Here is a 25,662-nt window from a genome sequence, read left to right on the forward strand (position 1 = left end):
CGCCGTTCGCCGGGCCGCCGTTCGCCGGGCCGCCGTTCGCCGGGCCGCCGTCCGCCGCGCCGCCGTCCGCCGCGGCGGTGCGGGTCGTCAACTGTCGGATAGCCGCCTCAGCGGAGCGGACCACTTTCCGACAGACCGGTTCACATGATTGCCTCGGACGGCCGTTTTCGCGTCCACTGAGGAGTTCCATGAGCCCGGACCTGTCCGGCGCCGCCGATCCGCTGGTGCCGATCGACAACCGTGACCTCGCCCCGATCACCGTCGTCGCCCAGTGCCTGGACAACCAATGGGTCACCCAGGACCTGCTGACGCAGATGGTGGGCCGGCGGCAGTCGTACCGGGAGGTCGAGCAGATCCGCCGGCGCGACGCCCGGGCCGAGTACCTGCGCGCGATCCTCAACGCCGAGCAGGTGGTGGTGAACCGGGCGTACTTCTTCAACAATCCCGTCGTCTACCAGGACTTCACAGGGCACGGCCCGCAGCGGGACGCCTTCCGGGCGCTGCTCGACGAGAGCGTGCTCGTGCCGTTTCTGCTGCGGGAACGCACCCCGACGGCGGAACCCCGCTTCGGTGTCGACCCGGACGGCTGGACGGGATGGCTGCGCGTCCTCGACGAGGTGGCCACCGTACGCTGCCTGCGGCTGTCCTGGGACGACGCGGAGAACGAACGGCTCACGGAGCGGTGCGTCATCGCCGAGTTCCGCCGCTTCCTGCTTCAACTGCCGGCGTTCAACCTGGCCGAGTTGCAGCGTGACCTGCGGCTCGACGACGCGAGCGTGCCGCTGCTCAAGCGGCGGTTGCAGGACGTCACCCTGTGGGCGGTCAACGCGGAGCACGCCGACCGGGACGGCTTCTACCGGGAGTTCCTGGTGGAACCCGACACCAACCCGGCCGAGGGGAAGTTCCGCGCCGCGCCCCTGGTCGCCGAGCTCAAGCAGCTCGTCGACCTGCGGTACAACACCACGCTGCCGGACGCCGTCGACGGGTACGCGCTGACCCCGGCGGACTCGCTGCGCCGCACGGCGATGCAGGAGTACCGGCGGGAACGACCGCCCGAGCGCGACATGGACCAGCTGCTCACCCTGCTCCGTACGCTGCGACCGCACTCCTTCGAGCTGGCCCAGCTCCCGCTCCGCATCGACCTGACCGGGCTCGACCTGCACCACGTGCGCCAGGCCCGAGGCACCGAGGAGTGGCGCGACTACGTGACCAGCCTCCAGGCGCTGCTCGACGAGCCGCTCGACTTCGTCGAGCGCGCCCAGCAGGTGTACGACCGCTACGTCGCCGTGGCCCGACAGCTGGCCGACATCGTCGGGGAGCGACGGCTGGACCGGGTCGAAGCCTGGGAGCCGGCGATCCGGGTGACCATCGAGGTGCTGGGCAGCACCGCCTCGGTGGTCTACGACGGCGACCCGCGCATCGAGCTGCTCGGCGACGTGGCCGCCGAGGTCGCCGGCCGGGGGGCGACGGCGGTGGTCCGGTTCGCCGTCGTCGGCCGGGACCAGCGGCGGGCCGGGCGCGAGCTGGGCACCGGCATCGACGTCATGCGGGTCCACCTCCAGCGGGCGGGGGAGGATTGGCGGGAACTCGTCCGCCGGCTGCGCGAGGTCGGGTTCCCGCTGACCGACGGCAGCGGGGCACGCGACGGCGAGGCGAACATCGACCGACCTCAGGGGGACGACGATGAGTAGTGCCCGGAGCGACTACGCCGAGCTGCGGAAGCGGTCACCCGGGCACTTCGCCAACCCGCCGGACGCGGCGGTCGAGATCCTCGACGAGGCGGAGCAGGTGGCGGCGGCGGAGGAGGCCAAGGCCGCGGCGCTGCGGGCCCGTGGCCTGCCCACCGAGTGGAGCCGCACCGGGGTGGTCTACCAGGACGAGTACGTGACGTTGGTGCGCGACCCGGTCCGGTTCCCGGGCGGGGCGCTGGGGACGTACATCCGCAGTCTGCCCACCAGCGGCGCGGACGGGGTGGTCCTGTTGCCGGTCCTCGACGGCGCGATCGTCCTCGTCGAGCACTTCCGGCACGCCACGCGGCGGTGGCACCTGGAAGCGCCGCGCGGGTTCGGCGAGGCCGGGGTGCCCGCCGACGAACAGGCGGCCCGGGAGCTGCGCGAGGAGATCGGCGTGGCGCCCACCCGCCTGGTCGACCTCGGGACGCTGCACCCGGACACCGGCACCGCGACCGACACGGTCCGCCTGTATCTCGCCGAGATCGCCGAAATCGGGCCGCTCGGGGCGGGGGAGGGCATCCGGGCGGCCCAGGCGCACCCGCCGCAACGGGTCGGCGAGCTGATCCGCGACGGGGTCATCACCGACTCGTTCACCATCGCCGCCTGGACCCGCGCCTGGCTGCGCGGCCTGCTTGCGACCGGGCCGGGCTGACCGGCCCTCACGTGCGGGTGGGCGACCGCCCGGGGCGCTCGCGGCGCGACGCCCGGCGTCAGCCGCCGGACCGGCCGCCGGCCATCTGCTCGCGCATGCTGCCGCGCTGCACCGCCCGGCTGATGTCGCTCGGGGAGACGATGCCGACCAGCCGCCCGTCGGTCACCACCAGCGCCCGCCCGTCGGCGCACTCACTGAGCCGGGGAAGCAGATCGGTCAGCGGCTCCTCCGGCCGGGCGAGCACCAGCTCGTCGGCCCGGCAGGCCACCTCGGCCAGCCTGGTGGCGCCCCGGCGGCCGGCCGGGATGCCGCGCACCCGGTCGAGGGTGACCAGGCCGACCGGCCGGCCCTCCTCCGTCAACGGCAACGCCGAGTGCCGGTACGCAAAGAGGTAGTTGTCCACGAAGTCGGCCACCGTCATCTCCGCCGACGCGGTCTGCGGCTGCGGGGTCATCACGTCGGCGACCCGGATCCCGCGCAGCGCGCTGCCCATCCGGGCCTGCCGCTCCTCCATGCCGGCGGCGCCGATCAGGAACCAGCCAATCAACGCCAGCCAGAGCCCACCGAACCCGGCGCCCACCAGGAACTGGAAGAGCCCGAGGCCGATCAGCACCGCGCCAAGCACCCAGCCGGCCCGGGCCGCCACCACCGACGCCTTCGTCCGGTCGCCGGTCGCCTTCCAGACCGCCGCGCGCAGCAACCGCCCGCCGTCCAACGGAGCGGCGGGAAGCACGTTGAAGACCGCCAGCAGCACGTTGATGCCGGCCAGCCAGGCCAGCGCGCCGAGCAGCAGCCCCTCCGCCCCCGCCAGGGCGAGCAGCAGCGCGATGCCGCCGAAGAAGAACCCGATAACCAGGCTCACCAGCGGGCCGACCCCGGCGATGCGCAGCTCCGCACCCGGGTTCGGCGCCTCGCCGCGCAGCTCGGCCACGCCGCCGAAGAGCCAGAGCGTGATGCCGCCGACCTCCAGGCCGTTGCGCTTGGCGACGATCGCGTGGGAGATCTCGTGGGCGAGCAGGCCGAGGAAGAAAACCACCGCCGCGGCGAGCCCGGCCAGCACGTACGCGACCACCGGCCGGTCGGGGTACGACCGGGGGAACTGGTTGGCCGACAGCCCCCACGCGATCAGCGCGAAGATGACCAGGACGCTCCAGTTGACCCCGACCGGCACACCCGCGATCCGGCCAAGCCGGAAACTCGCCCTCATGACCCGGTCATACCCGTGGGAAGTGATCCCATGCCAGGGGCAGAAGGTAACCGTCTGACCGCTTCGCCGTACCGGGTGAACATGTTCGTGAACTCGATCCGCCACGTCGCGGCCAGCGGAAGGCCCCCGCGCGTGCGGAACGACAGGACCGGGCCGCCCGCGTGGACGGACTGACGAGGAAGATCCCCGCGCGTGCGGGGACGACACACCGGGTCGCGTTCGCCGAGCCGGCCCGGCTGGCAGACCCCGGCACGTGCGGGGACGACCCGAGCAGGGTGTCCTGCACCCACGAGGTGGCCGGAAGACCCCCGCGCGTGCGGGGACGACACGGACGCGGTCCGCGCGAGCGCGGTCCGCAACGGAAGACCCCGTGCGGGGACGACGAGGTGGGCCACTGTCGCCACTGGAATCGGTGCGGAAGACCCCCGCGCGTGCGGGGACGGCATCTCCATCCGGGCGGCCCGCTTGGCGTGCCGCGGAAGACCCCGCGCGTGCGGGGACGACGGGCAGCAACGGCGACGTCATCGGGTGGACTCCGGAAGACCCGCGCGCGTGCGGGGACGACGCGGACCCGGACGACTCGCGGTGCACCGAGTAGGGAAGACCCCCGCGCGTGCTGGGACGACCCGCGCGGTTCGGCGGTATCGGCGGCGGGAAGGGGAAGACCCCCGCGCGTGCGGGGACGACCGCGCAGGGCAGGGCGGGCCCGACCGGTCAAGAGGAAGACCCCCGCGCGTGCGGGGACGACCCGTCCTGCGTCTCGTGCATGTGGTCGACGCTCGGAAGACCCCCGCGCGTGCGGGGACGACGCCACCGGGACGACGGAGGAGGCCAATTACGGAGGAAGACCCCCGCGCGTGCGGGGACGACCGGCCCTGATACATGCGGAGGCTCTTGTCGTGCGGAAGACCCCCGCGCGTGCGGGGACGACACGGTGTCGGGCGCGGTGTCCATCGGCGTCCCCGGAAGACCCCCGCGCGTGCGGGGACGACGTACCAGGTGTGGACCGGGCCGACCGTCACCGCGGAAGACCCCCGCGCGTGCGGGGACGACCCCATATCGGCGGCCGAGTCGACGTCGATGAGCGGAAGACCCCCGCGCGTGCGGGGACGACCGGGCAGGACTGGCGACAGTACCGGCGGATGGGGGAAGACCCCCGCGCGTGCGGGGACGACGCCCTCTTACCGAACACGTCGGCTCAGCCCCGCGGAAGACCCCCGCGCGTGCGGGGACGACGGCACGGGCATCGGCCGTCAGCTCATGAGGGTCGGAAGACCCCCGCGCGTGCGGGGACGACGCACCCGGCCGCACACCCAGCGCGCCGGCCATCGGAAGACCCCCGCGCGTGCGGGGACGACGGCGTACGGGGGCCGCCACGGCACGGGGGTGGGGGAAGACCCCCGCGCGTGCGGGGACGACACGCGGAACGGCCGGAGTGGACGCGGCGGAGCCGGGAGACCCCCGCGCGTGCGGGGACGACGGCATGTAGCCGTAGTTCTTGGCGAACAGACCCGGAAGACCCCCGCGCGTGCGGGGACGACCCCCGGATGCGGACACTACTGTCGGTGACCGGCGGAAGACCCCCGCGCGTGCGGGGACGACTGGCCGACAAGACCGGGGAAGACCTCGGTTTGTGGAAGACCCCCGCGCGTGCGGGGACGACCTGAGCCCCCCCCCCGAGCCCAATAGATCACCTGGGGAAGACCCCCGCGCGTGCGGGGACGACACGGCCGCGTCCATCCGCCCATCCAACGCGCCGGGAAGACCCCCGCGCGTGCGGGGACGACGGCCGGACACGATGGACCGCCCGGGGGGGGTGTCCCTATGTGCTTCGTCAAGCCCCGGTAGTGGGTGGAGTCAGATTTCGGGTGAGGTCGTCGAGGCAAGCAGCGAGTTCAGCGGCGTTGCTCATTTCGTAGTTAGTGATGGCAATGGCTCCGGTGGAGATGTTGCCGACGCTCAGTTCGGCTTCGCCGCTGGTCCAGACGATCAACTGGGCCAAGTGGTGGGCGGTAGTGCAGTCGACCCAGGCAGATGATTTGTTGGGAGTGGGGCCGTAATGCAGCTGCCACTGGACACCTGCTTCTTGCCACCGTGTGGCTCTGGCAGTCACCGCGGCAGCGAAGTCGTCGAGGTCCAGCTCCATCATGCCGGTGATGGTAGGGCGACAACCGGCCGCGGCTGGTAGGGGACCTTGTCGCGGAGCATGGCAAAGAGAACGTCGCAGCGGCGGCGGGCCAGGCAGATCAGGGCGGCGTTGTGTTTTTTGCCTTGGGCGCGTTTGCGGTCGTAGTAGGCGCGGCTGACCGGGTCTGACAGGGCGGCGAACGCGGCAAGGAAGAACGCGCGTTTGAGCTGCTTGTTGCCACCGCGGGCGGGGTGCTCGCCTCGGATGCTGCTGCCGGAGCGGCGGGTGACCGGGGCCAGGCCGGCGTAGGCGGCCAGGTGACCGGGAGTGGCGAACGCGGTGCCGTCGCCGACTTCGAGCAGGATCCGGGCGGCGGTCCTGACGCCGATGCCGGGCATCGAGGTCAGGACCTCGGCAAGAGGGTGCGCATCGAGGATCCTGTCGACCTCGCCGGCGACTTGGTCACGCTGTTGGAGCACTTCGCGCAGGCTATCGGCCAGCCGGGGCAGGATCGTCTCGGCGGCCGCGGTGCCCGGAACGACGACGGTCTGTTCATCCAGGGCGGCCATGATGCGTTCGACCAGACGCTCGCCCATGCGAGGTGCGTTCTTGCTTGCGATCGACAGCAGCTTGCGGCGGCCGGCCTTGCGCAGCCCGGCCGGGCCTCCGCAGCGCGAGAGCAGTTCAAGGACGGCCTTGTGCTGGATATTGGTGCCCAGCGCTCGTTCCAGGGCCGGGTGGATCTGGGTGAGCAGGCCGCGGATCCGGTTGGTCAGTCGGGTGGACTCGCCGGCCAGGTCGTCGTCGAAGCCGACGAGGACTTCGAGTTCGGCCAGGGCTTCGTCACCGACGTCGACGCGCCGCAGCGTGTGCGGCAGGGTGCGGGCGGCGTCGGCGATGACGTAGGCGTCGCGGGCGTCGGTCTTCGCGTTGCCGGGGTGCAGGTCGGCGATTCGGCGCATCGCCAGTCCGGGCAGGTAGGCGACCTGGTGGCCGCAGGCGCGGGCGACCGCGACGGGCAGAGCGCCGATCGAGGCGGGCTGGTCGACCACCACGAGGACCCGGCCGTGACGTGCAAGCTTGTCGAACACCTGCCGCAGCTTGGCCTCGGTGTTGACCAGCGCCGCGTCGTGCAACCTTTTGCCGTCGGGGTTCAGGGCGACGGCGTGGTGGCCGTCCTTGCCGACATCGAGACCGAGAAACACCTGGTAGTTGCCGTGCACCGCATCGCCTCCCCGCGACGTCGTCCCGGCTCGGTCGCCAGTCTGGCGTCGACTGCCGGCACCCACGTTACGAAGAGACCTACCCAGCGGAACGGGTGGTCGTGTCCCTATCAGCGGTCCGTCGACGCCACCCGGCCCGGCGACAACACCCCCCGGATCATCCGTACGACAGGGGCGGTAAGTCATACCGAGCCGGGCGACCGAGGAGTCCCCGGCTGGGGACGATCAAAAAGGTAACGGGGGGGGCCGGGGAAGACCCCCGCGCGTGCGGGGACGACGTGCGCCGGCGCGGCACGCCCAGTCAGACTCCGGGAAGACCCCCGCGCGTGCGGGGACGACGACCCGGAGTCCCGTCGTGACGGCGATGTGGCGGGAAGACCCCCGCGCGTGCGGGGACGACGGCGCCGGCCAGCTGGCGGCGGCGGTGCTCCACGGAAGACCCCCGCGCGTGCGGGGACGACATCCTCGGCGACGAGTCCCGGTTCCGCCACGTCGGAAGACCCCCGCGCGTGCGGGGACGACCCAAGCCACCCCCACACCCACCCGGTGCGATCGGGAAGACCCCCGCGCGTGCGGGGACGACGATTTCCTCCCCGCCCGGCCCCGCCGGGGTGCCGGAAGACCCCCGCGCGTGCGGGGACGACACTTGCTGACCTGGCCTTTTATCGGCGGAGTCGCGCTGAGAGGATCAGTCCGTCGAGGTCCACGGGCAGCCACCGGTCGCGTCCGGCTGTGCGGATTGCCCAGCCTTGTTCGTTCTGTGCTGGTTCGATCATGATGGCTTGTCCGTCACCCACTCTGGTTGCAAGGAGTGCCCACAGGCGGTCGCGTACCCGGGCGCTAGGGTTGCCGACGAAGACTCCGGCGGCGACTTCGATCATCCACCGGGTGAGGTGGCCGCGGAGTCCTTCGGCCACGGCGATGAGAACGACAACGGTCAAAAGTTCACCTTGGGCTCACTCAGGTCTGGCCCGGTGACTCCGATGAACGAGGTGCCGTCCAGGCCGTCGGCGTAGTCGACGGCCCAGTTGATGCCGCCAGGCACTGTGCCGAGGGCCTCGTCCCAGAGTTCGTGGGCGTCCTGGTCGGTGAGGTCGCTGCCTTCGCTGAGGAGCAGCGTCTTGACGTCTTGGACGATGCGGGTCATCAGCTTCCCGTCGGTGACCCGGTCGCGGAATGCAGTCCGTACGTCCCGTTCGCTGGTGAGACCTTTGGCAGCCAGGTCGAAGGCGAGGGGGATGGTGTAGTCGGCCTTGTAGAGGTCGGCGATGTCGAGGACGAAGGAGGTGGCGCCCCCGGTGTGGACGAAGCCGAGGCCCGGGCTGGCGCCGAGGCCGACTATCGCAGCGTGGCAGATGCCGTAAAGACAGCTGTGCCCTGCGGACAGGAGTCTGTTGACGTCGTCGCCGGCTTCGAAGGGTTGGCCGGGTTTGTAGAGCCGACCGTCCCACGGCACTCCGGTGCGGGCCGACTGGAGCCGGTAAATTTTCTTGACCCGGGCGCCTTCTCGCCCACGTAGTTGCTGCATGGTGAGTGAGCTGACGTCTTCGCCGGGGAACCGCATGTCGTACATGCGGCGGGCCACCGCGAGGCGTTCCTTGGTGCGGGTGACCAAATACGCTTGGCGGACGAGGAGTTGCGAACCCCGGCTGGGACCGATGCCGCTGGCGTAGAGGCGTACGCCTTTCTCGCCGACCCAGCACAGGGCGGTGCCGGAGTCGGCCAGGAGGCGTACGGCGGCTGTGGTGATGCGGGCGCCGGGGCCTATGAGCAGGGTGGCGACCATCGCGGCGGGCACCCGGACGGTGCGTTCACGGTTGACCAGCACGACGGCGTTGTCGTCCCGGTCGATGTGGCACCGCTCCACGTAGACGCTGGAGATCCGGTCGCTGACGCGGTGCAGGTCCTGCGGGTCGGCCAGCCACCACACTTCAGCGCTCCTGAGATGAGCGTGGTGGGGCGAGGGTGAGCAGGCCGAAGCCGTACGCCTTGCCCGTGCCGACCCCGTCCAGCAGCGCTTGCCGAGCCACCACGGGGTCTTCGATCCGCAGCAGCCCGTCGAACGTGACGCTCTCCAGGATCACCGGCGGCGTCTGCGTCCCGGGTCGGGCCTTGTGGAAGCGGAGCCGGTGCCGGTCGGTCGCCCGTACTGCGGGTACCTCGTTGCCGTTTACGAGGTCCGTTGGCACGCTGCACCCGGCGCGGCGCAACCGATCGACGAGCCAGTTCAGCTGGTCAGGCAGCCTGTGGTGCGCTACGCGCACACCACGGGGGCGCTGGCCCGCGAGCCGCCGGGACTGCGCCTCCGAGGGCGATTCCGGCTTCTTCGTCGCACTGGTGGGGTTGGCCTTCAGCCGGAATGCGAAGGTGCGCCCGCGCTGGATCTGGTCGAGCAGCGGCTCGTAGGACTTGACCTGTGCCTGCGGCTCGTCGGCGGAGGGCCAGCCAGCCTGTTCGACCAGGTGCTCCCAGGACGGTGTGGACTGGGTCAGGACGAGCACCGCGAGTTGGTGCTCGTGTGGGGTTTCCAGTCGCCACAGGACACGTTCGTCGACCGGTTGGCGGCTGAGGCCGCCGAGGACGGCGGCGTGCAACACCTGCGGGTTGCGCAGCATCCGCTGCGCCTGGGGCCGCAGCGGATTGAGGTGGATGCGGGACAGGTACGGCATGTGAGCTACCACCCGAGCAACGCGAAGGGATCGTGGTCGGTCTGGCCGGTGTCAGGCCAGCCGGTCGGAACGCGCACCCACTCCTGGCGTACGCGGCGGGTGTTGAACCCTCGGTGCAGCGGGTCGAACGAGTGGGGCACGTCGACGCGGACCTCGCTGCCGTCCTCGTCGTCGACGGTGACCGGCAGGTCGACCGATGGCGGACGCCCGTCCCGGCGGAAGCGTGAGCTGCGGTGCCGATCGCTTGCCTGCCAGGGCACCTGTCCGAGCACATCCAACGTCCGGCCCGCCCAGATCGCCTCTCGATCGACCCGGTCCGTCTTGTCAGGTGTCAGCAGCAGCGGGATCGTCGGTGGGCAGGACCGCCGGCCGAGAGCCAGGGGGAACGCCGGGTTGCGCAGGGCGTCAGCCAGGGCACGCAGCAGGTCGACCGGGCCACTGACCGCCGCCACGAAGACCGCGTCCTGAAGGTAGAACCGGTGTGTCACATGCGTGTACTTCGCCGGTGAAGTCGGCTTCTGCACGCCTCTGGCGTTGACGGAGGCGGATGGCAGTGGGCGGCCCCGGTGGTCGCTGACGGTGTGGTAGTCGCGTAGCAGCGACCCGGGTTGGTCCGTGCGGACGCCGAGGCTGAGGCCGAGAAGGTCTGCGATCGAGTCCTGCCGGCGTAGCCCCTGCGCGGCGGCGAGCAGCCCAAGGATGCCGCTCTTGGTGGGCTCGTCGAGGGTGTCGCGGCGGTTGAACTGCCCGCGACCGCCCCACGACTGAAGTGGCCCGGCCAGCCGCAGTACCAGGCAACAGGTGTTGTCGGTCATCGTGGCGTCGTCGACCCGTCCAGTCGGGGCCGCACGGCGGCGATGGTCGCGTCGATGGCGTCGTCAAGGCTGCGCGCAGCCCCGAACGCCTGGACGGCGCTGGCCGGGTCGGCCTCCGGGCCGTTGCGGCTGCTGGCAACGGCGGCCGAGGCCGGGTCGTAGACGCTGGCCACCGCCAATGGGGTGAGACCCCAGACGGTGCTGGTCCGGTTGAGTTCCTCCGCCAGACGAACTGCGGCCTTGGCGGCGATGCCGTCCCGACTACGGATCGGGCTTTCGAAGGCGGATACCAGATTGACCGGCTGGTCCCCCCGGACGACGTAGCTGACGACGCTGGGCACTGTGCGGTGGGCGAAGGTGTTCTGGTGCCCGGTGGGCATCGAGGTGACGAACGCGCGCAGGAACGCCCGGAGGGCCGCGACCGTCGCCTCCGGGTCCTGGTCGAGGTTGCGGGCGAGGTGCTGCACGTCGAGGGTGGCGAACCGGTACAGCGTGGCGGAGGTGAACTCGACGGTGCCGATCATCGCCGCGCCGGCGTCCTCCTCGGGGGTCTTCTCGTCGTCCACCGCCGTGTAGTAGTCGAACTCGATCTCGACCGGGTGGACCGAAAGGGCGTGTGCCACCTGAGTGGCGGCGTCAACGTTGAGGGAGGGGATGTCGGCGACCATGCGGCCGAACAGCGCCACGTCGATCGGGTGCTTGACGGTCAACTGCGCGCGGATCGGCAGGTCTGCCACGGCCTTGGCCAGCGCATCGTCGGCCAGGGCGGTCAGCTCGGTGGCCCGGTCGGCGACCAGGTCAACGATGGCGTCGAGCTGGGCGCGTCCGAAGAACAGCAGATACGCGCTCTCAGCGGCCTTCTTGCCAGGCTTGATGTCGAGGTCGTGCGTCAGCAGGGCGTTGCTCAGTCGGGTGGCGGCCTCGCCGTCCAGGCCGGTCCGTTCTGCCAGTCGCGAGGCGAGCAGCGTGGATACCCTCTTGGTGCGGGTGCCAAGTTGGTCAGCGGGGATGCCCAGCTCGTCCTTGAACGCCTTGCGCGTGGCACGCTTCCACGCCTGCGAGGACACCCGGGCTCGGCGTGCCCCGCCGTAGACGGCCTGCTTCGGGCTGCCCGCGTCGTCCCGGTTGAGGTTCGACGGCGGCACGGTCTGCAAGATGTGAATGTCGATGTAGGTACGGCGGTCGGTCACCGGTTCTCCTTGCTGACGGGCATCGGTGGATGAGCTGAGGCGAGCTGCGTGAGGTGCGTCTTGCGGCTCGGTCAGGTGTTCGTGCTGCCGGGACTGGTCGCCGCCGGGGTCTGCGTCTTTTCCCGGAAGGTGAAGTACTGTGCCCCCCACCGGCGTCGGACCGCGTGCACCCTGTCCTGGTCCTGCCAGTCACGCAGATCGCGGAAGAGCAGGGTGTAGTCCAGCGCTTGCGCCGGGCTCAGGGTGCGTAACTGACTAACCAGCCCACGTAGGTGCGCGACGACCTCGGTGAAGCTGGTCGCCGTGGCCGCCGCCCCGAATCGCTTGTCGACGGCGTCGGCGGTGAACTTCCCACTGACCCGCAGCTTGGCCACGGCCAGGCCCAGACCGATGTTCGGCTGGTGCATCAGGCGCGACTGGGACTGCTGGTGCACGGCGAACAACGCCAGCGCAGCGTGTTCGGCACGCAAGTCGCGGGTGACCCACCCGTCCGACTGCAACCGGGTGTAATGCGGCCACATCGCCGGGGCAGCCCCGGCCTCGCGACTCAGCCCACCGCGCAGCGCGGCAAGATCTCTACCCTCGGGCAACTGCTTCGAGTAGTCGCGCTCCCAAAAATGCCGACTCGGTTCCCGCTGGACCTTGCCCTCACTGGTGGTCATCTGCATGTCTCCGCTGAGTCGGAAGCGTTCAGGATTCGATGCCGAGGATCTTGCGGACTGACGCCCGGTACCAGACCTCGGCCAAACTGGCCCGGTAGGCCTTCTTCTGCTTGTCGTCTTCGCGCCCGAGGAAAGCCGTCGGCGGTGCCGCGGCCAACGCGGGCTCGGCCGCCTTGAGAGCCAGCGCCTGCGCCACCTCCCGCCAGGCGTCCTCGGCGTCGTCACACCGATCGGGTTCGCGTTGCAGCCCGGCCAGCAGTCGCCGCACCACCGGGTTGAGGTCGTGCATCAGCGCGTCACCCGGCCTGAGCCCCCGGTCCCAGGGCACCGGATCCCCGCCGCTGGCCCGGCGCAGGTCATCGTCGAGCCGGTTACCGGCCCGACGCAGCTCCTCGGCCTGCCTGACCACCGTCTCGATGACTTGCCGCACCCCTCCGGGCGTGAGTGCAACGATCGGCAACGGGATCAGATCGGCGATGACATCCTCGACCACCGCCGACTGATTGCCGTACGCCACACCAACTGTCAAGACCTGCAACGGCACCTCGTCCATGCCGAGGTCGGCCAGCTGAGCGAGGAGGAGGCTGCTGCTGTACGCCGCTGTCTCCTGCGGCACCGTGGCGAGCATCGGGTCCAGGCCGCGCCAGGCGTCCCGCCCGACGGTGTGCCGTACCGGCGCCACCGGCGCTTGGCCGGCTCGGGGTTTGTCGACCCGCCGCCAGGCGGTGTGCGGCTCGACGTCCTGCGGCAGGACTTGCAGGCGATCACCCGCGGTGAGGACTACCCGGCGCACGACGGCATTCCCGTCGGCGGTCCGCTCGGGAATGAGGCGCACCCGGCGGGACTGCCAGGTCAGCAGATCCAGCAGGCCCACTGGCCCCCGCACTTCCCAGGCGCCCGCCATCGCCCCATGCCGCCACCGCGGAGCGTCGTCGGGAGGTGGCTGCCGCACGATCGGGCTGTTCAACAGCAACGTCTCGGCGAGGTTACGACCAATCGGTACCGTAAGACCTAGTGCGCCACATGGGCCCGTCGGGTTTCCGGTGGTCTTCCCAGCCTTCGCCTGGGGGTCGTCGGCGGCACCGGACTTGATCGCCGCCGTGTCCCAGCACTGGGTGGCCAGCATGGCGCGGGCGGCCTCGGCCGGCGTCAGCGTCGGCGGGTTCGCCTCCGTCCGTGGCGTGAAAAGCGGAACGTTGTTGCCGGTCGCCGTCGCCGCGATCAGCAACGAGACAGGCTTGTCCTCGTCCTTGGCCGTCCGCAGCCCCGCCACTTGGCCGAATGGGCGACTGCCGAACAGGTCGAACCGGTCCTGCTGCTCGCCCAGGTACTCCTTGATCCTCTCGGCCGGAAGGTGGCCTGCGCGCCAGCGCTGCTTCCAGTCGCCCTCGCTGCCTGGAATTCCGCAGGCATCCAGGTAGACCGGCAGCAGCACCTGCCGCAACACCGCGATGGTCTCCAGGGGATTGGCCGCGGCCAACCCGTCGACCTGGTGGGCCCGGGACAGAGCGTCCATGAGGGACAACAGCCGAGGACGACCGCCTTCGATGACCGGTATCCACGCCTCGTCGACAATGTTGAATGAGGGGCTAACCATCAGCACTCCGCAGCTTCGTCAAAGGTCGTGGACGTGCACCGCGTCGGTGACGGGGTGTTGGAGCGTCTTCGATGCTTGGTGCGGCTGGATCATTAGATCCCTCGCGCGTCCGACTTGCTGCCCCTGCAATGCAGGGGTTGGCCTCTCGGTCATGCTCGCTCGTCGAGTAGGCCGAGGCGCTTGTCGTAGGTCAGCCTCCGACCGCCGACTACAGCTGAGTTGCGTTCGTCGAGAACGAGGGCATGGGACTTCGACAGCCAGCCGTTGCCGTACCAGCCGGGCAGAGGTTCGAGGTTCTTCGCCGCCTCGGTGACGGCGGGACGGGCCGGCAGTCGTACGGTCGACCCGACCACCTCCTCGGCGAGCGCGGCGTCGCCGACATCGCCGCTCGGGCCGAGGCTGCGCCCGCCGAGGGTCAGATACCGACCGTCGGCCTGCCGTACGAGCACCACCTCCACGGACTCCGGGCCATCTCGCACCACTGCCGCCATCTCGTCGTCGCTGCGCGCCTCGCCGGTGGCTCGCCCGTGCAGCCCGGCCAGCGTCGGAGCACCGAGCGTGCTCTCGCCAGCCAGCAGGAAGACCTCCGCCGCCTGTCGGCGCTTGCGCTCTTCCACCTGCCAGCTCTCGTACGCCGCAGCTGTCGCCTGCTCCCACGACGCTGGGACAACTGCCTCGGTGCCGTAACCGCGGCTGACCAGGTCAGGAACGTCGCCAGGAATGCTCCAGCCGTCACCGCCGGCGGCGTCGGTCACCAGCGCGGCGGCCCGCAGCAGCGGGTACCGCCCATAGATGTGCTCGCTGCCGGACGGGAACGCTGGCGGTCCGGCGGGATGCGTTTTGATGCCGGTGATGAAGACCTTGGGCGGCCGGGTGCGCGTCGGCCGGGTGTGGCGGTGCACCCGGCCGACCCGCTGAAGCAGCAGGTCGATCGGCGCTAGATCGGTGACGAGCAGGTCGGCGTCTACGTCGAAGGACTGCTCCGCGAGCTGAGTCGCCACCACGATCATGCGGCGCGGTCGCGCGACTCTGCCGTCGGGCGGCCCCAGAAGATCCAGGGCATTTCCGGTACGCGCGGCGCGCTCGGCGACCGTCAACCGGGCGTGGAGCAGGATCACCTCATCGGAGCCCCACTTCTCGGTGAGCGTCTTGTAAGTCTGTTGGGCCCGGCCGACCGTGTTCCGAATGACCAGGGCGCAGCCTCCGGTACGCAACTCGTCGTCGAGGAGGTTGACCACGGCCTCTGGGCCATCATCCGGGTCTTCCTCCCGCAGGTGGACGGCGACGGGGGCCGTCGGCCGCCAGGACCTGGGGGTCCGGGCGGCGTACGTGGCCTGGTCGTCTTTCGCGGTCAGCGCGTGCAGCACCGGGTAATCCGATTGTTCTGCCACGGCCGGCAGATCCACGCCCCGCCGGTTCTGCGCGCCCTGGAGGTAAGCCCGCATCAGGCTGTCCCGCTGCTGCGGCGGCAGCGTCGCCGACAACAGGATCACCGGTACGTCGGCGTCCGCCAACCAGCGGAGTGCCTCGTGGAGAAACTGTGACATGTAGACGTCGTAGGCGTGGATCTCGTCCAGGATCACCACACGCCCTGCCAGGCCGGCATGTCGGAGCATCACATGCTTGGTGCGGGTCGCGGCGTACAGCAGATGATCGATGGTGCCGACCGTGACCGGCATGAGCATGCCCCGCTTCGCCCCGAGGAACCACTGCGCCGGGGCGTGCTCCGGGCGCACTGATCGACCCGCGCCCGCTAGATCGAACTCGTCGTCGCAGCCGAGGTCGTCGATCTTGGCGAAATGGGTCCGCTGCTGGAGGTCATTCCAGCGCCGATTGAACATGCGCTTGCCGTGCAGCAGACCCACCGGCAGCTCCGGGTCGATCTGGTCGGCCCACTGCAACACTCGGTCGAACATCGGGTCGCTGGTCGCCTGGGTCGGCATGCCGACGAAGATGCCGTCGTAGCCGAATCGTCGACCAAGTACCTCGGCTGCGGCGAGGGCGCCCTCCGTCTTCCCCTCACCCATCGGCGCTTCGATGATGAGTAGCCCCGGCGCTGCCATCTGCTCGGCGAGCTGCACAGCGGCGGCCTGCAACGGGCGCGCCGTCTTCCCGAACCGCGCCGCCACCAGATCCGAGACCCCACGGTACGTCCCAGCGCCCCATCCACCCCGCAGCTCCAGGTACGCCCACGCCGTGGCGGCACGTTCGCGCGCCGTGGCCATGGAAACCTCGGACAGGTTGAAGACGCCCGCGAAATGATCGCTGCTGGCGATCCAATCAGCCATGATCACGAAGCCGGATAGCCCGAGTTGCATCGCTCGACGCGGCGTCGTCACGGGTGCCAGGCTTGCCAGATCGGCGTCGAGGGCGTCCGCGACGGCGTACACCAGAGCGGCTTGGGCGGCCTTCCATTCGTCGCTCTGTCCTTGGGCGTTGCGGAGCCTGCCCGCGGTCCTGAAGATCGGGCCACGCGACGGAAGTAGGCCGTGGTGACCGGCCACCAAGGGCCACACCCACTCGACTGCCTCCTCGCGCCACCCCTCTTCGCTGAGCACCGACTGAATGATGACCGCGCCGGCACAGGTGTGATGCCATCCGGTTGACTCGCGGTCCAATCTCCGCCACGCGAGACCGGCGGCTCTAACCTCCTGAGCCAGACTGTCGACCTTGCTCTGGAAGGCGGGGGAGGCCTTACCGACGTCATGCCATCCACAGAGGAGGGCAAAAAACGTGCGTCCGTTGTCCCCGGACACGTCGTCAAGCCAACCCTTGAGACGTGAGGCGAGGTAGTGATCCCAGATCCGGGGGTCTTCCCGTGGCGAAAGCGTGGGACGTGTGGCAGGAGATGTCGTCCCCGCACGCGCGGGGGTCTTCCCTTCGCCGCCAGGCCCAGGCCCAGCTGGGGCAGGTCGTCCCCGCACGCGCGGGGATCTTCCGGTCTTCACGGCGGCCTCGGTGGCCGGGCCGAAGTCGTCCCCGCACGCGCGGGGGTCTTCCGTCACTACGTCGGGCGATGGGGTCGGCGGGGTCGTCGTCCCCGCACGCGCGGGGGTCTTCCCTTCCGCGGCGAGCCGATGCCGACGTGGGACGGGTCGTCCCCGCACGCGCGGGGGTCTTCCGATCACCCCAGCCCAGGCGCGCGACTTCGGCAAGTCGTCCCCGCACGCGCGGGGGTCTTCCGCACGACGTCGGCTCCCGCGGTTGGCAGGCCCTGTCGTCCCCGGACGCGCGGGGGTCTTCCGACACCCTTTACGGCTGGATTCCCGGCCTAGGTGTCGTCCCCGCACGCGCGGGGGTCTTCCGGCGCGCGACGCGGCGCGCGACGCGTATCTCCTGTCGTCCCCGCACGCGCGGGGGTCTTCCCGCGTCGGGGGGGTGTACGGGGGTGGGACTCCGTCGTCCCCGCACGCGCGGGGGTCTTCCGCCGCCGCAGAAGACGACTCAGGTGGACTACCGGTCGTCCCCGCACGCGCGGGGGTCTTCCCGGGACGACGGCGATCACTCGTGGGGGGTGAGGGTCGTCCCCGCACGCGCGGGGGTCTTCCCCGCGAGGCCTTGCTGGGCATCGCGGCAGCGGCGTCGTCCCCGCACGCGCGGGGGTCTTCCCGCGTCGGGGGGGTGTACGGGGGTGGGACTCCGTCGTCCCCGCACGCGCGGGGGTCTTCCCCCACTGATCCGTCAGCCCGCCGCTGCTGGTGCGTCGTCCCCGCACGCGCGGGGGTCTTCCGACCAGTGCACGGGAGATCACCGTTACTCGCACGTCGTCCCCGCACGCGCGGGGGTCTTCCGGACGAGGCAGACCTACAGATCCTCGACGCGGAGTCGTCCCCGCACGCGCGGGGTCTTCCCCGTGGCCCGCTCTGGAGGAGTCTCCGGCATGGGTCGTCCCCGCACGCGCGGGGGTCTTCCCGGACCGGTCGACCGTGCCGCAGCTCTACCGGGGTCGTCCCCGCACGCGCGGGGGTCTTCCGCTGGCCTTGAGCCGGGCCAGGGTGGCGTACCGGTCGTCCCCGCACGCGCGGGGGTCTTCCGTTGGCCGCCGTCATCGCCAGCGGCGAGGCGGTGTCGTCCCCGCACGCGCGGGGGTCTTCCCGGATCCCAAGGTGCCGGCCCCGGTCGAATCAAGTCGTCCCCGCACGCGCGGGGGTCTTCCCCGGACCGAGAAGACCGGCCGCGCGGTGTGCCTGTCGTCCCCGCACGCGCGGGGGTCTTCCGCCCGGCGTCGTACGCCAGTCCCGCGACGTCCGGTCGTCCCCGCACGCGCGGGGGTCTTCCGCACCGGGCGCACCGGGCGTCCAGGCACGTGCCGTCGTCCCCGCACGCGCGGGGGTTTTCCCCTGTAGGCGAACGTCTCGTCAATGATGTTGACGTCGTCCCTCACGCGCGGGGGTCTTCCCGTGTTGTCAGCCCCGGCCGCGCTCAGGTTGATGTCGTCCCCGCACGCGCGGGGGTCTTCCGCCCGGCCCGTCCGTGCCGTGGGTCCTCAGGGAGTCGTCCCCGCACGCGCGGGGGTCTTCCTGTGGCGTTCGGTGCACTCTCCTCGTAGGCGAGGTCGTCCCCGCACGCGCGGGGGTCTTCCGTCCAGGGAGTTCGCCTGGCAGAACTTCCGGAGGTCGTCCCCGCACGCGCGGGGTCTTCCGCCGCCAGCGCCATGCAGACGCAGGCGACCACCGTCGTCCCCGCACGCGCGGGGGTCTTCCCGCCTCGGGGTCCACGACCACGTTCTGTGCGGCGTCGTCCCCGCACGCGCGGGGGTCATCCGACCACGGTCTTCGGGGTCGGCTTCACCTCATAGTCGTCCCCGCACGCGCGGGGGTCTTCCCCACGGCGAGACTGACCCGGTCATCGTTTCCTCGTCGTCCCCGCACGCGCGGGGGTCTTCCCCTGCCGGGCTGCGGGCACACTCCGCCTGTGCGGTCGTCCCCGCACGCGCGGGGGTCTTCCCTGGGTGGTGCCCATGGCCGGCGGCTGCTGCGCGTCGTCCCCGCATGCACGGGGGTCTTCCTACGCTCCGTCACTGGTTACGACGACCGCGCGCGTCGTCCCCGCACGCGCGGGGGCCTTTCCCAGGCGTTCACGTCGGCGTCGCGGTTGGTGGAGTCGTCCCCGCACGCGCGCGGGTCTTCCGTATCCGCAGGCCGCGTTCGGTGACGAGGTCGAGTCGTCCCCGCACGCGCGGGGGTCTTCCCACGTGCACCAGGCCGGTGCCCATCCGCCAATAGTCGTCCCCGCACGCCCGGGGGTCTCCCACGCCATCACCCGGACGCTGCTGCCCCGCCGGTGTCGTCGCCACACGCGCGGGGGTCTCCCGAGCAGCGCCGCTTTGCCGCCGCCGTCCGCCGTCGTCGTCCCGCACGCGCGGGCGTCTCCCGGTCTACTCGCCGGCGACGGCGGCGAAGCTGCTGTAGTCCCCGCACGCGCGCGGGGGTCTCCCGTACGGCTCGCTCGACATCGAGCTGGGCGACGTGTCGTCCCCGCACGCGCGGGGGTCTCCCGCGGAGCGGGTCACGACGGACACCCGGATCGCTGTCGCCCCCGCACGCGCGGGGTCTCCCTACTCGGAGTTGGACGTCCCGACGACGGCGTTGGTCGTCCCCGCACGCGCGGGGGTCTCCCCGCGCACCGCTGGTGGGCGATCATGCACGCTTGGTCGTCCCCGCACACGCGGGGGTCTTCCGTACGCGGAGATCTGGGCGCGGCGGGACGCGGCGTCGTCCCCGCACGCGCGGGGTCTTCCGATCCTCATCCTCGGGGGCGGCGCCGCGGTGGTGTCGTCCCCGCACGTGGGGGTCTTCCTTCACGTACAACATGGTTCCGCGTGGTTTCCTGGTCGTCCCCGCACGCGCGGGGGTCTTCCCGACAGCCTCATCGAGCGAATAGACGCGGGCCGTGTCGTCCCCGTACGGGCGCGGTATTCCGCCACTTCCCGATGGCCGTGGCTTGTAGTACTGGGGTGCTGGCGTCGACCCAGCGCCGTCGGCGCGCTCGCCGTCAGCGCTGCTCAGTGGCTTACGCCATCGTTCTTCACAAAGTTGACGAAGGTCGTCCACTCGTTCGGACTGAAGGTCAGCACCGGGCCGGTCGAATCCTTGCTGTCGCGTAGCCACACGATGCCAGGAAGGTTGTCGGCGACTTCGACGCAGTTGCCGCCGTTGTTGCTGCGGGCGGACTTGCGCCAGACGGCACCGGTCAGGTCAGGCACGGGAGTACTCCTCTGCGACTTGCTGGATCAGGCTCTTCGATCGGGACTCGTTGAGGGCGCGGCTCGTCATGTCGGCCCAGATGGTGTTGTAGGCAGCGGTCTCGTGTGGCTTGTCGAGATAGATCGCCCCGGTCGCGGCCTCCAGGTATGCCACCGGCGGTTCGACCTCCTTGCCGCCGCTGTCTCCGGGAAATTCCAGTATCGAGAAGGCTCCGGCCATCGCCCCGGCGTGTAGCCCGGCTGAAAAGTTCAGCACTTGGACGGTTACGTTCGGTAGCTCCGCGGCCTTGAGGATCTGGTGGAGCTGTTCGGCCATGATCGTGGCGCTGCCGACCTGACGGCGCAACACCGCTTCGTTGATTATCACGCTCAGTTGCGGAGCGGAGAACCGGGTAAGAAGCCCCTGTCGTTCGACTCGGAGTTGAACGGCGCGCTGCTGCTCGTCGGTGTCCCCGGGATTGATCGAACCGCCGGGCATCTTGAAGACCTGCTCGGCGTAGGCGCGAGTTTGAAGCAGGCCGGGAACCAACTCGGCCTCGTACTGCCGAATGCCAGACGCGGCAGCTTCGAGTCCGATGTAGAGCTGAAACCAGCGCGGCAGGCCGGAGCCAACGTAGTCATGCCACCAGTTCTTGTTCTCCCGAGTCGCCGCCGTCAGGGCAAGCAGCAGTTCGCTGTCCTCTGCGGATGCGCCGTAGAGATCAAGCATCTGCTGCACATCGGCCTGTCGGAAGCGGACGTGCTCGGCCCCGTTCTCGATCCGGTGCAACGTGGCTCGTGCCCGGTCCAAGCGCTCGGCGGCTTGCTCCATCGTCAGTCCTGCCGCCTTGCGAAGCGACTCGAACTTGCGCCCGATCTGCCGCCGCAACATGGTCGAGCCCGTCACTGCTTGTGACACTCTCCGCCTCCAGCTTTCGTGGTTCGTCAACAGGCGCCCGTCCAATTGAAGCGCCGTGTTGTCTCACAAGCAATAGACACGTCACAGGCGGTATTTCTCCGAAGCAAAGTAGCCGCTCCGAAGCCGCTCTTGCGATGTTGCAATTGAATCCGGCCAGTGTTTCACTGCGTCTACGGCCACTGTGGAGTTATTGCTGCTCAGCGGTCATGCGTGCCCTGCTGTCGTACTGCTGATCGGAGGCTGCGGTGGCAGGTGCCGGGGTGGGTCCGCCGGTGCGGGGCGGGCCGGTGGGCCCGCCCTATCCACAGTTGGATCTCGACAGTGAGAGGCAGGTCCTGTCATGCGCGTCTTCTTCCGGCGTGCCCGGCGTCGCCAGCGGTCGGTCAGCGGGCCGACCTGCTACCGCTCGGCGGCCTACCATCCGCTGCGGCCCTGGCAGGTGCGCGAACGGGGCTTCCGGCCCACCCCTCTCGGCCGGCGCGGGCTCGACCCGCAGGAGGTGCGGGAGTTCCTCGACCGGGTCGCCGCTGACCTGGCCGTCGTCTACGACGCGCTGGCGCAGAGCCGCCGGGAGACCGACCGGGTCAAGGACGCGCTGCGCCGCTGGCAGTCCGAGCAGGCCCGCGCCCGCAACGAGCGGGGGTACGTCCGGTGACCGAGCGTTGGGTCATCCACCTGCCCGTGGTCGCCGGCGACCTGGTCTCCGCCCAGCGGCTCGCCCGGGTGGTGGCGCACTGGACGCACGTCCTGCCCCAGACCGACCCGGGCGGCACCACCGTGTCGGCCGAGGACGAGCAGCACGTACGTCACTGGGTCTTCTGCGACCGGCTGCTGCCCGGCGGCCGGCGCTGCCTGCTCCGGCCCGACCACGACGGCGGGTGTTCCCGGCGGTTCCGCCAGCGGTGAGCGTGGCGGTGGCTTGCACCCGGAGGCGCCCGGCAGCGCAACTGCGCCGGTCACCGTCGGGCGCGGGCAACCGTCAGGCCGTCGGTGGCGGGGCGGGCAGTTCGTCGACGACGACGACCTCGGTGCCGGGGCGGAGCTCGGCGAGCAGTTCCCGCTGGCCGCTGCGGGTGAGCCGGATGCAGCCGTTGGTGGTGTTCTCGCCAAGTTCGCCGTCGTGGTGCCAGCTGTGCAGCCCGATGTGGGCGCCGCGCAGGCCGGTCGGCACCGCCTCCGGGTCGTCGGGCACCGCGCCGAGGGCGAAGATGTCGACGCCCCCGTACACGTCCTCGGGCGGTGGGGTGCGGCCCAGGATGAAGGTGCGTCCCAGTGGGGTCTCCTGGCCGCGCTGCCCGAGGCTGACCTGCCAGGACCGAACGGCCCGGCCCGCGCGGTACCAGGTCAGCCGGTGCGGCCGGCGCTCCACCACGACCTGGTCCCGCAGCGCCACGGTGGTGAAGCCGCCGGGCGGCAGCCAGGCGAGCGTGCGGTTGGCCGAGGGGAGCAGCACCGCCGTCCAGCCGAGGCGGCTCTGGGCGACCGGCATGGTCAGCTCGACGCCGCTGATGGTGGGTTCGAGGAAGGCCAGTGGCCGGCCGCCCGGTGCCGTGTAGGCGGCGATCCGGCGGGTGGGGTGCACGCCCTCGGTCAGCGGGGTGGTGTCCAGCGACCCGGGGTCGGCCGGGAAGCCGGTGGGCGCCGGGCCGTAGTCCACCATCGGCAGGTCCGTCGGCGCGGGCGCGGCGACCGGCACCCGCTCCTCGACGGGCGCCGCGCTGGTCGGGGCCGCGTCGGCCGGGGCCGCGTCGGTCGGCGCAGGCTGGGCGACCGGCGGCGGCATCGCGTCCGGGGTGAGCGCCCAGCCGGTGGCCCCGGCGGCGAACAGCAGCACGGGTACGCCGACGGCGGTGGCGAGCCAGCCGGCGCGACGGCGGGTCATTCGGTCAAACGGCACAAAACCACTGTAACGGGTGGAGAACGGTCGGGCCCCGCCCCGGCCGGATTTCCGACCGGGACGGGGCCCGTCAGGGGGTGGCGGGGGTCAGCTCAGGCGGGCGCCGACGTGGACGGCGACCGCGTCGTGGGCCGGGACATTGGCGGCGAACCAGCCGTTGCCGTCCACGGTGATCACCGGCCCGCTGCACGAGCCGTTGGCGTACGTGCCGTGGATGACGTCGCAGTACCGGCCGGCCGGCAGCCCGGTGTAGTAGGAGCGGCCGGTGATGGCGTAGTCCTCGTCGTTGACGGTCAGGAAGCCCCTGCCGGTGCGGCTGAAGGCGATGTGGTTGTTGCCGTTGTCGTACCAGTTGGTCATGCCCGCGCCGTCGGTGGCGTTGCGGAAGCCGACCATGTTGGCGATGACGCCCCAGCGGTGCTCGCACTCCCACCCGGAGTAGCAGGTGGTGTTGAGCGTCTTGTTGCTGGCGTCCGACGGCGGGCCGGCGTCGCGGTCGGTGAAGGTGTAGCTCGACATCACCGTCGGCGACCCGTACGGCCAGGCCAGCATGAACGCGTTGGCCAGCGCGTAGATGCCCCGGTCGCGGTAGGTCAGCACGCCGCCGACGTCCCGCTGGGTGTCGTGGTTGTCCACGAAGACCGCCGCCGAGGCGCTCGGCAGGTGGCCCCAGCCCTCGCCGAAGTTCCTCAGGTAGGCGAGCCGCTCCGACCGGAAGACCCGGGCCAGGTCCTTGCCGTAGCGGAACTCGTGCACGTCGCCGTTGCCGGTGTACTCGGTCGGCTGGATCGGCTCACCGGCGCCGTAGATGACCTCCTGCACGATGTACGCCGAGCGGGAGAGCTTGCCCTTGATCGCGGCGATGTCGGCGGCCGGCATGTGCTTGCTGGCGTCCAGCCGGAACCCGTCCACGCCCAGGGAGAGCAGGTCGTTCAGGTACCCGGCGATCTTCGTCCGGACGTAGTCCGACTCGGTCTTCAGGTCCGAGAGGTTGACCAGCTCGCAGTTCTGCACCTCGTAGCGGTCGCCGTAGTTGGCGATGTCGTTGCCGCCGTTGCGGCCGCAGTAGTGGAAGTCCTGGAAGCCGTAGATGCCCGGGTAGTTGTAGTGCCCGTACGACGACCCGGCCCAGCCGGTGCCGCCGTTGTCCTGCCCGGACATGTGGTTGATCACCGCGTCGACGATCACCTTGACGCCGGCGGCGTGGCAGGTGTTCACCATGGACTGGAACTGGGCGCGGGTGCCCTTGCGGGACTCGATGCGATAGCTGACCGGCTGGTACGCCAGCCACCACTGGTTGCCCCGGACGTGCTCCTGTGGCGGGGAGACCTGGACCCAGCCGTAGCCCTTGGGGCCGAGGGTGCTCTGGCACTCACTGGCCACCGAGGTCCAGTTCCACTCGAACAGGTTGGCGATGACCTTCTTGGTGCCCGCGGGTGCCGCAGCGGCCGGGGGTGCCGTCACGGTGGCGGGGAGGAGCAGGCTCGCGATCACGCCGAGGGCGACGATCGCCGACAGGCATCGACGTCGATGCATCGGAACTCCTGAGGGGGTGCGGGGGACGGGGTGGTGGAGCCGGGGGAGCTTCCAGCTGTCGGGCTCTTGCAGCCTGTGCTGAAAATTTCCGAAAGGTTACAAGCGGATTGCAAGAACTGTCAACGTATGGACATGTGTCACTGCCCGTGGGAGGCGGCGCCGGTGTGTGCGGAGCCGGCCGCGGCCGGTGGACGAGGGATTCGGTCGTACACGCGCCCGGGCGGCGGGCGGTTCGACGGCGGCTCGGAAAATTTCCGCGCCCCGGTGATCCGTCCGCCGCCCCGGTCCGTACTCGAAGGGGGAGCAGGGTCGGCCGGTGGTGCGCCGCCGCGAGACGATCGAGGAGCAGATGGCCCGGGCACAGCAGAACCAGAAGGCGGAGACGGTCCGGACCACCAGCACCAGCCGGGGGGTCCGCACCCGGTCCCGGTCCGCGGTGGTCCTGCTGACCCTCTCCGCGCTCGCCGCGGCGTGGGCCGCGACCATGCTCACCGGCGTGGGCGCCACGGCGTACGCGTACGGCTTCTTCTTCACCGAATTCTTCGCCGGGGTGATCGCCCTGGTGTCGTTGAGCCTCACCGTGATGATGGGCCTGCTGGCCACCGACCGGCTGGTGCTGCTGATCCCGCACCGGGTGCTGCTGCAGTCCGCGCACCGGGCCACCGGCGTCCTCGGCGTCGCGGGGCTGGTCTTCCACGTGCTGACCAAGATCGCGACCGGCCGGGCGGCGAGCACCGACGCCGTGGTGCCGTTCGTCGGCGGGCGGGGCCTCTACGTCGGCCTCGGCACGGTGGCCGCGCTGCTGATGGTGAGCGTGCTCTGGACCGGCATCATCCGGGCCCGCTTCGCCGGGGTCGGTCCGAAGTGGCTCTGGCGCACCCTGCACTCCGCCGCGTACCTCTCCTGGCCGTTCGCCATCGTGCACGGCCTCAACGCCGGCCGCCCCGCGGCCTCCTGGGTGACCGTGAGCTACCTCGCCTGCGTGCTGCTGGTCGTGCTGGCGCTGCTGGTCCGGCTCTCGGTGAGCCTCGGCCGGCGCAGCCGCGAGCAGCACCGGGCCGCCGCGATGAACAAGGCCATGGCCGCCCGGCCGGCCGAGGAGGCGACGAGCCGTTCCCTGCTCAAGGGCCTCGGCCGCCGGGCCGACAAGACGGAGAAGCAGGACAGCCGCGAGCGGGGCGGTCGCGACCGGGGCTGGGCCGAGACCACCGCCGCCGGGACGTGGACCGCGCCGACCGGGCGGCGGCGCG

The 25,662-nt window shown here is 70.9% G+C and carries 19 protein-coding genes, 1 pseudogene and 3 CRISPR repeat arrays; of the genes and pseudogenes, 5 read left to right on the plus strand and 15 right to left on the minus strand.

Features of this window, described 5'->3' with window-relative positions; all coding sequences use genetic code 11:
- The first annotated feature begins 188 nt into the window (after positions 1-188).
- Positions 189-1,691 carry a hypothetical protein gene (locus NCC78_RS09205; RefSeq protein WP_250793419.1) on the plus strand — a complete coding sequence of 501 codons (1,503 nt, stop codon included), beginning with the start codon at positions 189-191 and terminating at the stop codon, positions 1,689-1,691.
- Positions 1,684-2,385: an NUDIX hydrolase gene (locus NCC78_RS09210; protein WP_250793420.1), complete on the plus strand. Its 702-nt coding sequence runs from the start codon at positions 1,684-1,686 to the stop codon at positions 2,383-2,385. Before NCC78_RS09205 ends, NCC78_RS09210 begins: the two co-directional genes overlap by 8 nt.
- Positions 2,386-2,443: 58 nt before the next feature.
- Here NCC78_RS09210 and NCC78_RS09215 read toward each other — a convergent pair whose 3' ends face one another.
- From NCC78_RS09215 to NCC78_RS09275, 13 genes are all read right to left on the minus strand, one after another.
- Positions 2,444-3,592: a site-2 protease family protein gene (locus NCC78_RS09215; RefSeq protein ID WP_250793421.1), complete on the minus strand. Its 1,149-nt coding sequence runs from the start codon at positions 3,590-3,592 to the stop codon at positions 2,444-2,446.
- 416 nt (positions 3,593-4,008) lie between these two features.
- Positions 4,009-5,379: a CRISPR direct-repeat array (repeat unit 28 nt; unit sequence GGAAGACCCCCGCGCGTGCGGGGACGAC).
- A gap of 47 nt (positions 5,380-5,426) precedes the next feature.
- Positions 5,427-5,738, minus strand: a complete 312-nt coding sequence (locus NCC78_RS09220; protein ID WP_250793446.1) for an immunity protein TriTu family protein — start codon at positions 5,736-5,738, stop codon at positions 5,427-5,429.
- Positions 5,738-6,943 (minus strand): IS110 family RNA-guided transposase, encoded by a 1,206-nt coding sequence (locus tag NCC78_RS09225; protein ID WP_250793422.1) that lies wholly within the window; start codon positions 6,941-6,943, stop codon positions 5,738-5,740. The genes NCC78_RS09220 and NCC78_RS09225 overlap by 1 nt, the downstream gene beginning before the upstream one ends.
- Positions 6,944-7,193: 250 nt before the next feature.
- Positions 7,194-7,587: direct repeats of the CRISPR family, unit length 28 nt; unit sequence GGAAGACCCCCGCGCGTGCGGGGACGAC.
- A gap of 18 nt (positions 7,588-7,605) precedes the next feature.
- Complete coding sequence (cas2e, locus tag NCC78_RS09230) at positions 7,606-7,824, minus strand: type I-E CRISPR-associated endoribonuclease Cas2e (RefSeq protein WP_250793448.1); 219 nt, start codon at positions 7,822-7,824, stop codon at positions 7,606-7,608.
- Positions 7,825-7,880: 56 nt separating this feature from the next.
- Complete coding sequence (gene cas1e / locus NCC78_RS09235; RefSeq protein WP_250793424.1) at positions 7,881-8,873, minus strand: type I-E CRISPR-associated endonuclease Cas1e; 993 nt, start codon at positions 8,871-8,873, stop codon at positions 7,881-7,883.
- A 1-nt stretch (position 8,874) separates the two neighbouring features.
- Positions 8,875-9,612, minus strand: coding sequence for a type I-E CRISPR-associated protein Cas6/Cse3/CasE (cas6e, locus tag NCC78_RS09240; protein ID WP_250793426.1), 738 nt, complete (start codon positions 9,610-9,612; stop codon positions 8,875-8,877).
- Positions 9,613-9,617: 5 nt separating this feature from the next.
- Positions 9,618-10,427 (minus strand): type I-E CRISPR-associated protein Cas5/CasD, encoded by an 810-nt coding sequence (gene cas5e, locus NCC78_RS09245; RefSeq protein WP_250793429.1) that lies wholly within the window; start codon positions 10,425-10,427, stop codon positions 9,618-9,620.
- Entirely contained in the window at positions 10,424-11,617 is a 1,194-nt protein-coding gene (gene cas7e, locus NCC78_RS09250) for a type I-E CRISPR-associated protein Cas7/Cse4/CasC (RefSeq protein ID WP_250793431.1), read from the minus strand. Before cas7e ends, cas5e begins: the two co-directional genes overlap by 4 nt.
- 71 nt (positions 11,618-11,688) lie before the next feature.
- The gene (gene casB / locus NCC78_RS09255; protein ID WP_250793433.1) at positions 11,689-12,279 is read right to left on the minus strand and encodes a type I-E CRISPR-associated protein Cse2/CasB; all 591 of its coding nucleotides are present in this window, start codon (positions 12,277-12,279) and stop codon (positions 11,689-11,691) included.
- 28 nt (positions 12,280-12,307) lie between these two features.
- Positions 12,308-13,876: a type I-E CRISPR-associated protein Cse1/CasA gene (gene casA, locus NCC78_RS09260; protein WP_284706272.1), complete on the minus strand. Its 1,569-nt coding sequence runs from the start codon at positions 13,874-13,876 to the stop codon at positions 12,308-12,310.
- Between the two features lie 149 nt (positions 13,877-14,025).
- The gene (gene cas3, locus NCC78_RS09265) at positions 14,026-16,680 is read right to left on the minus strand and encodes a CRISPR-associated helicase Cas3' (protein ID WP_284706273.1); all 2,655 of its coding nucleotides are present in this window, start codon (positions 16,678-16,680) and stop codon (positions 14,026-14,028) included.
- A gap of 46 nt (positions 16,681-16,726) precedes the next feature.
- Positions 16,727-18,216: direct repeats of the CRISPR family, unit length 28 nt; unit sequence GTCGTCCCCGCACGCGCGGGGGTCTTCC.
- A gap of 1,664 nt (positions 18,217-19,880) precedes the next feature.
- Entirely contained in the window at positions 19,881-20,081 is a 201-nt protein-coding gene (locus tag NCC78_RS09270) for a DUF397 domain-containing protein (protein WP_250793437.1), read from the minus strand.
- Positions 20,074-20,952, minus strand: coding sequence for a helix-turn-helix domain-containing protein (locus NCC78_RS09275; protein ID WP_250793452.1), 879 nt, complete (start codon positions 20,950-20,952; stop codon positions 20,074-20,076). The genes NCC78_RS09270 and NCC78_RS09275 overlap by 8 nt, the downstream gene beginning before the upstream one ends.
- A gap of 367 nt (positions 20,953-21,319) precedes the next feature.
- Between NCC78_RS09275 and NCC78_RS09280 the strand changes: the two genes are divergently transcribed.
- The gene (locus tag NCC78_RS09280) at positions 21,320-21,634 is read left to right on the plus strand and encodes a DivIVA domain-containing protein (protein ID WP_250793438.1); all 315 of its coding nucleotides are present in this window, start codon (positions 21,320-21,322) and stop codon (positions 21,632-21,634) included.
- The gene (locus tag NCC78_RS09285) at positions 21,631-21,885 is read left to right on the plus strand and encodes a hypothetical protein (protein WP_250793440.1); all 255 of its coding nucleotides are present in this window, start codon (positions 21,631-21,633) and stop codon (positions 21,883-21,885) included. Before NCC78_RS09280 ends, NCC78_RS09285 begins: the two co-directional genes overlap by 4 nt.
- A gap of 73 nt (positions 21,886-21,958) precedes the next feature.
- Here NCC78_RS09285 and NCC78_RS09290 read toward each other — a convergent pair whose 3' ends face one another.
- Both NCC78_RS09290 and NCC78_RS09295 read right to left on the minus strand, forming a co-directional pair.
- Complete coding sequence (locus tag NCC78_RS09290) at positions 21,959-22,876, minus strand: L,D-transpeptidase (protein ID WP_250793442.1); 918 nt, start codon at positions 22,874-22,876, stop codon at positions 21,959-21,961.
- A gap of 87 nt (positions 22,877-22,963) precedes the next feature.
- Positions 22,964-24,412, minus strand: coding sequence for an alpha-amylase (locus NCC78_RS09295; protein ID WP_250793444.1), 1,449 nt, complete (start codon positions 24,410-24,412; stop codon positions 22,964-22,966).
- A 316-nt stretch (positions 24,413-24,728) separates the two neighbouring features.
- Between NCC78_RS09295 and NCC78_RS09300 the strand changes: the two are divergent.
- Positions 24,729-25,662: pseudogene (locus NCC78_RS09300) on the plus strand (hypothetical protein); the annotation flags it as partial.

Origin of the sequence: Micromonospora phytophila, assembly GCF_023656545.1 — a bacterium.
Taxonomy (GTDB): domain Bacteria; phylum Actinomycetota; class Actinomycetes; order Mycobacteriales; family Micromonosporaceae; genus Micromonospora; species Micromonospora phytophila.